The sequence below is a fragment of the Paracoccus sp. (in: a-proteobacteria) genome, assembly GCF_039808215.1.
In the GTDB taxonomy this organism is placed as follows: domain Bacteria; phylum Pseudomonadota; class Alphaproteobacteria; order Rhodobacterales; family Rhodobacteraceae; genus Paracoccus.
This window is the reverse complement of record NZ_JBDHSP010000114.1, coordinates 1-6,078: the sequence shown is the minus strand read 5'-3', so window position 1 is coordinate 6,078 and position 6,078 is coordinate 1. Positions and strand designations below refer to the sequence as shown.

General features: G+C 59.1%; 8 protein-coding genes. All 8 read left to right on the top strand.

Features of this window, described 5'->3' with window-relative positions:
* Positions 1–1,166 (top strand): hypothetical protein (locus tag WMK75_RS17935; protein WP_347268950.1); only part of this gene is annotated, 1,166 nt, incomplete at its 5' end.
* A complete protein-coding gene (locus WMK75_RS17930) occupies positions 1,163–2,296 on the top strand; it encodes a hypothetical protein (protein ID WP_347268949.1) in 1,134 nt (377 codons plus the stop codon). The genes WMK75_RS17935 and WMK75_RS17930, both read left to right, overlap by 4 nt.
* A 134-nt stretch (positions 2,297–2,430) precedes the next feature.
* Entirely contained in the window at positions 2,431–2,607 is a 177-nt protein-coding gene (locus tag WMK75_RS17925) for a transposase (protein ID WP_347268948.1), read from the top strand.
* A 260-nt stretch (positions 2,608–2,867) separates the two neighbouring features.
* The gene (locus WMK75_RS17920; RefSeq protein WP_347268947.1) at positions 2,868–3,233 is read left to right on the top strand and encodes a hypothetical protein; all 366 of its coding nucleotides are present in this window, start codon (positions 2,868–2,870) and stop codon (positions 3,231–3,233) included.
* Positions 3,234–3,295: 62 nt separating this feature from the next.
* The gene (locus WMK75_RS17915) at positions 3,296–4,369 is read left to right on the top strand and encodes a hypothetical protein (RefSeq protein WP_347268946.1); all 1,074 of its coding nucleotides are present in this window, start codon (positions 3,296–3,298) and stop codon (positions 4,367–4,369) included.
* A 16-nt stretch (positions 4,370–4,385) separates the two neighbouring features.
* Positions 4,386–4,820: a hypothetical protein gene (locus tag WMK75_RS17910; RefSeq protein ID WP_347268945.1), complete on the top strand. Its 435-nt coding sequence runs from the start codon at positions 4,386–4,388 to the stop codon at positions 4,818–4,820.
* A 29-nt stretch (positions 4,821–4,849) separates the two neighbouring features.
* Positions 4,850–5,050 (top strand): hypothetical protein, encoded by a 201-nt coding sequence (locus tag WMK75_RS17905; RefSeq protein WP_347268944.1) that lies wholly within the window; start codon positions 4,850–4,852, stop codon positions 5,048–5,050.
* A 31-nt stretch (positions 5,051–5,081) separates the two neighbouring features.
* A complete protein-coding gene (locus tag WMK75_RS17900) occupies positions 5,082–5,753 on the top strand; it encodes a hypothetical protein (RefSeq protein WP_347268943.1) in 672 nt (223 codons plus the stop codon).
* The last annotated feature ends 325 nt before the right edge of the window (positions 5,754–6,078 follow it).

Here is a 6,078-nt window from a genome sequence, read left to right as displayed (position 1 = left end):
TCTTTCTCGCCGACGCCATGGCACTATTTGCAGCGACTCATGCGCCCATTTTTGCCGAGATTCATCGGATGGCGGCTCACCACTCCCCGGTCGAGCTGCCCGAAAACACGACAGATCCTGACATTTACGAGCCGCTTCTGACGCTCGCCTTTTTCCGGCGGCTGTACGATCCATCATTCCTCAAGGCGATCGGAACCTACTTACCCTTCCTCAATTTGCAGAATCTCTTTTTGGCGGACGTAATCAGCCATCAGGCCCCGCTGGGGGCGCCGGTCGGTTTCGACATGATCGCGAAACACCGCGACGAACATCTGGAACTCTTTGCCCCCGACCTCCCGCGAGTTGCTCCTTATTTTGCCAGAACCTTTGTGCTTGCCTATCTGACACGGATCGTAGCGCACGAAGTCTGCCATATTGCCGGAGAGCATTTCCGCAAGCAAGCGCGCGCGATACCCCTGAAAGAAAATCTAATTCCCGCCCCTGGCGACAAGCCACGCATCTGGCTGGAGGCGGAAGCAGACGCGCTGGTGATACCCTATCTCGCAGGACATACCGCCCTGGAGCAGGAAATCGAGTGGCAATCGCCCTATTTCAGTCTCGGGACAGCCGCCGGCGCTAGCGTCGGGTTTCCGCTATCGGTCTATACGGCCTCGTTCACGCTTGGCCGTCCGCTTGACGACATGGACGTGTTTGTATCGACGCTTCTTATGAACCGCGCTATCGGCGAGTTCCCGGGCCTTCTCGGGACGCATCCCACCGCAATGGAGAGGATGGATGTCGCCTTTACCGGCGAATGCCTGCTGCCACGGCCGCTGAGGACGAACAAGGATCTTTTCGAGATTACGCTCTCAGCGCTTTGCGTCATGTATCATGTCATGAAGGGGAGCTGGATCCATATGGAGGCCGGCTCCCAATTTCCGCGTCCGGCGCCTTTGCCGGACGATCATCTCAAGATGCACCCATTGCTGGGAGCGGACGCCTTGCTGGAGCGTATCCGCAAAGCGACCGCGCTCGACGCACATGACGGGCAACGTCTGCGGGCCAGCATGGAGCAGTTTCGGAGCGATCCGGTAAACGCCTGGAACATCAATGCTCACACTGCGCCCCATTATGAGGAGATGACCGAATTTCTGAAAGACCCATTCCCCAGGATCAAGGTTATATGAAGACGAAAGATTTCCTTAGAGAAGTAATAATGCTTGCCTCATCTGATTACGAGGCCATGGGGTTTTCACCTGAACAATCCGATCCGTTTTCTGATTTCCTATCCAAGACATTACCTCTATCACATGGGCAAATTGAAGAAATAATCAAACTAACTGAACGAGATTTCAGCGAAGACAAGCTATGCGCTGAAAGGCTTTGCACATACATATCAACTTATGGTATACATCTTGAGCCAAATTCCGATGACGATATTATTAAACCAGAGCTAGCAGTCAGCATTCTACGCAATCGCCAGTCGCCACAAAGTCTGTCGGACAGGGCTTTATTTACATCAATATCCGGATCGGCCTCTTCGTTCCTGAGACAGCACTATGGTGACGTGCTGCCACACCTGGACCATACCATGCTGGCGGCGCATGATGGACCGCTCGTCGAAGCGTTGCGCGCCGAGGCGCGCGCGACGGGGCTATCGCTCACCGCCTTCATCAATTCGCCAGCGACATTGCGCCAACAGACGGAGGAAGCCTGCCAGGCTGTCGTCGCATTGCTCGATCAGTCGGTGAAGCATGATCCCTCTCTTGCCGCCCACCTGCGCCTGCTGCTGACAACTTACGAACGGGCCACCGCACCAGGAGATGTACAATCCGACCCGGAGGAGAAGGGCTGGACGAACAGGGTGCGCCAGGAACGCGAACTCCAGAACTGGCCGACGCCGAAGCTCCCGGACAGGAAGGACGAGCCACGCACGAGGACAGGCAAGATCACGAAGGGGCGACAGCCGGCAGCCGAACCATTGCCGACATTGGAAAGAACGCAACCGCGGTGGAATGACCTCAAAGCGCGTGGAGCGCACACGGCGCTTTCATTCCTTCTTACACATTACGGTGAGCGTATACGCGCCAATCAACTCACAAGCCCGATGTTGCGCGAGGAAGATCTCGACCTCTACCGAGCCTTTCAGGCGTTCAAGAGCCGCTACCCGAAAAAGGTGGATTTCCACCTTCCGACTAAGAAGGAGCTTGTCGATGAGGAGCTGAGGGATAGGGGCAAGGGCGATCCGGACAATATGCCAGCCCGTGAATATTTAAGGCTGATGCACGCGGCCCGCCGACGCGGAAAGGCCTTCTGAACCGCAATCATAAGTAGTAGATTTCGCCTTGCTCCATCTTGCGTGTATCGTATGGCTCCGCGGAGGGCCGGCTTGCGTTGCTTGAGAGGCGATAGCTGACTGTCAGTATGGATATCCATAGTGACAGTCATCCCGTGAGTCGCCTCGAGATCGTCGAGACCGGCCGGCGCCGGCGCTGGTCCGACGGGGAGAAGTTGCGGATCGTCGAGGAGAGCTTCTCCGGTCCGCGGTTGGCATCGACGACGGCACGTCGTCATGGGCTTTCGAGCCAGCAGCTGTTTGCGTGGCGCAAGGCCTATCGGGCCGCCTGACCGGCACGAACCACCATCATAGTGCCGGCAGCGTACGCGCGAAGGCACTTGTCCCGCGGCCCTCCTCGTATGCGTACCGTGTATCGCAATCTTATGCAATTGTGATTGACAACGCGCCCCTGCTCTACAATCATTCCCTCAGGTTCGCCATCGGGTCGAACCCCGGCACTCAAGGTCAAGGTGTTCAAGGTCAACCCAACATGCGCTCCCTTGGCGCGTGAGCGGTCCTGCCTTGCTTGGAAGGCCGCAGCCTACAGGAGATGAAGGTGCCCGCACACAACACCATCCCCAACGCCATAGAAAGAGGTCTTGAGGCAGCCTGCAAGCAGGCGCCACGCGCGGCTATCGGCGCCGCCATCGGCACGGGCAGCGCCCTTGCGGGTCGTTCTCAGCCCCATCTGCGTCGGAGTGGTGCGGCCGGTCCTGCCGTCACCTTCGCTTGGGCGACGACCGATGCCGTCCGTCACGGCGCCTCGATCAGCACGGCTCTCGTCGCAGGTGCGAAAGCGGCCGTGGGCGGTCCCGCCGTCATTGCTGCCGCCACTGCCGCGGCGCCGGTGGTGGTTGCTGTGGCCGCAGCCGGTGCGGTGGGCGCCGGCCTCTGGTGGCTCTTCAGCGACGACTGAGCCGAAGCCGTGCCGTGGTTCACGCCCCGGCACCATTCCCACGCGAGTCCGAGGCGGAAACGATGGATACGACGGAACAGGACGAACGGGATCGCACGCTTGAGATGCATCTGCCAGCGTCGCGGGCCATGATGCGGCGCCGTCGGAGGCCAACGCGGCACATGCGTGCCTTGCTCCGCTTCCTGTTGCTGACGGTCCTCTTCCTACCGCGTTGTCTTGGTGCCGTTCTTGGCCGGTTCTACGCCACCTTCAGGCCGCCCGCCCGACCAAAGCACATCATCGCCTACCGGCCGGACCCATCGCAGACGGTCCGCTTCGGTGTGGCGATGGTCGCTTTGGCCGTCGCCATGCTCCTGGCTTGGTCCTCGTGGCAATCCATGAGGCTCGGTGATGCGCAAACCCTGCTTCCGATCGGCTTTGGCCGGTTGTGCACGATCGCTCAGCTCGTTCCACCGTGGCGTCCAGCCGTCCGGTGGATCGTCGCGGGGGAGCAGTTGATCGGTGCGGCCCTGGCGCTGTTCGTCTTTCGTATCTTCCAGCGCAACTTCCGCCCGCCGCCTCCCGAACCGGGCCACCAGCTCATCTTCTACAGCAGGCAGGCTCCTCAGATCCGCTGGTGGTGGCTGGCATCCGGCCTCATGCTGGTTGGCATGGGCATCGGCCTGGCGACTGTTCCGGATTTCCAACACTTACCCGTACCTCTGGCAGCCGCGGGCGTCCTCGAACTTCTCGGGCTGCATCGCCTCGGGCGATTTGCCTGGTTCGCCTTCGTTCCGGCCGCGCGCAGCTACTTGGTCGTATCAATCCATCCGGCAAGCCTTGGACTCAACAATATGCTCCGCATTGGCGATGGCGACTTCGCCAGAAGCACGCATGAAGTGTCCGGGTTCCAGCTTCTCGATGCCCACTGCGATTCATCCTTTTTCCGCCGGCACCTGCTCGGCGCCTGCTGGCTCGGTGTGACCTATGATCACCCGTCCCGCGGCCAGGGAACCGTCTGGCTGGATTCTCCGGGTACCTACGAAGAGACGCAACGGCTGGTGAGTTTCCTGAGGTCGACATTCCGCACCTCGATCAGCCCCAGCACTCTGCATGGGCCATTCAGCGGCCCACGCGCAATCGATCGAATCTTCTAGCCCGAAGGAGAAAGCGATGCCCAACTGGTTCGGGGGACCTTATCAGACGAGCCTCAACCCTGACGGCTCCAACCCCTATGCATCTGATTCTGACCTTACACCGCCCCCACGCGACCTGATTGCTGAGACGATCAATTCTGACTGGGCCGCAAAGCTTCATGATGTCGTCGACGACGCTGCGCCCTATGTCGGCGAAGCAACGGGGGCTGTATACGCCTGGGGTGCGGGCCAACTTACCGACGGCGACGAAGATGCCATGCAGTTCGTTCACGACAAGATCAGTGGTTTTGTCGAGAGCGGCTGGCACGATGTCGCCGATCTACCCTCAAATCTTTATTTCGGCGTTGATCAGACGGCTCCGTCCTCGCCCGCCGATAGCGGATCGGGCTATGATTATTCCGGTTCGGATTTCGGCTCGTCCGACTCCAGCGACGCTGGCGGCGATTTCTAACAATCAGACCAACGAAGGAGAACCGTACGATGACCATCCTCCCGCTTGAACTGCCCGATAAGCTCCTCAAGCGCTTGGCTGAATTTGCCACGCAGCGCCACGGCGGAGACCTATCTTCCGCCGCCTGCACCTTGCTGGAGGCCTGGCTGGACTTGGACGCGCAGGCGCGCGCCGCCTCGCCCCTGCTCGGCGAGGCCCATGCAGGTGCCGAAGAAGGTGCACCCACGTAGCCCAACCTCCACGACCGGGAGAAATCCAGCCATGTCCAAGAACTCGCTCATCCCATCCGGTGGGACCCATCTGCCGACCGGTTCTGGGACCGCGCGTCTACCTACGGACATTTTAGCCTATCGAGGTACATTGTCGCAGATACGTGAGAATGTCGATAATTTCGGCAAGCTCTCCGATGGCCTGGTCTTCAAATTCTTCGGTATCGACGCAGGTCTTTCGTTTATTCCAATTGTGGGGAGCGTGTACACTAGTCTCGGCTCTCTTTGGCTTCTGATCCAATCGATCAAAATTAGATCACCATTCGTCGATCGCCTTTGGCTAATCTGCTTCTCCCTTGCCGATGTGATCATAGGAGCATTCGGAGCAATCGGAGTAGTGGCACCGCTCCTCGACATGCTGCTGCGGGTTCACGCCTGGGCTGCGCGACAGATTATCGGCCACATCGATGTTCAACTTGCGCTCATTGAAGAGGTGAATGCAAGATTGACGGGGTCGGCAGAAGATCACATTCTTATCGGCCAGTTGAGAGACCAGATTTTTCGCGGAGGACGCACAGAGAGAGAGCAATGGATTAGATGGGGCATTATCGCTGGAGCCTGTTTGGCGCTGATTGCCTATTGTCAATACCAAGAAAATATTCGCATCTCACGAGTTGATGCCTGCAATGCTCGCGGCGAATGGTTCTGTTCGTGGAAATATTAGAACGAGAGCGCAGCGAGTGGAGCGGGCTGAAGTGGGACAACGCTAGGCGCACAGCGCGCGAGCGTGCCGTACCAGCCGCAACAGGCTGTCTGAGATAACCCCTACTTCTTGGGTAAATATAGGCTTGGCTCAGGGGTTGGCGGCGGAATCCGCGACGGTCATGATTCCAGGGCTTTCGAGGAGGCCCCGCCGTGACGCTAGAGGATGGCCGCTACATTACGAACGTGCGCAACCTGCTGACCAACGTGGTGGGGTTCGCGGAATGGCTGGCCGATCCGGGCCACGGGCTGAGCGAGGCGCAACGGCTGGAATATGCCGAAATCAT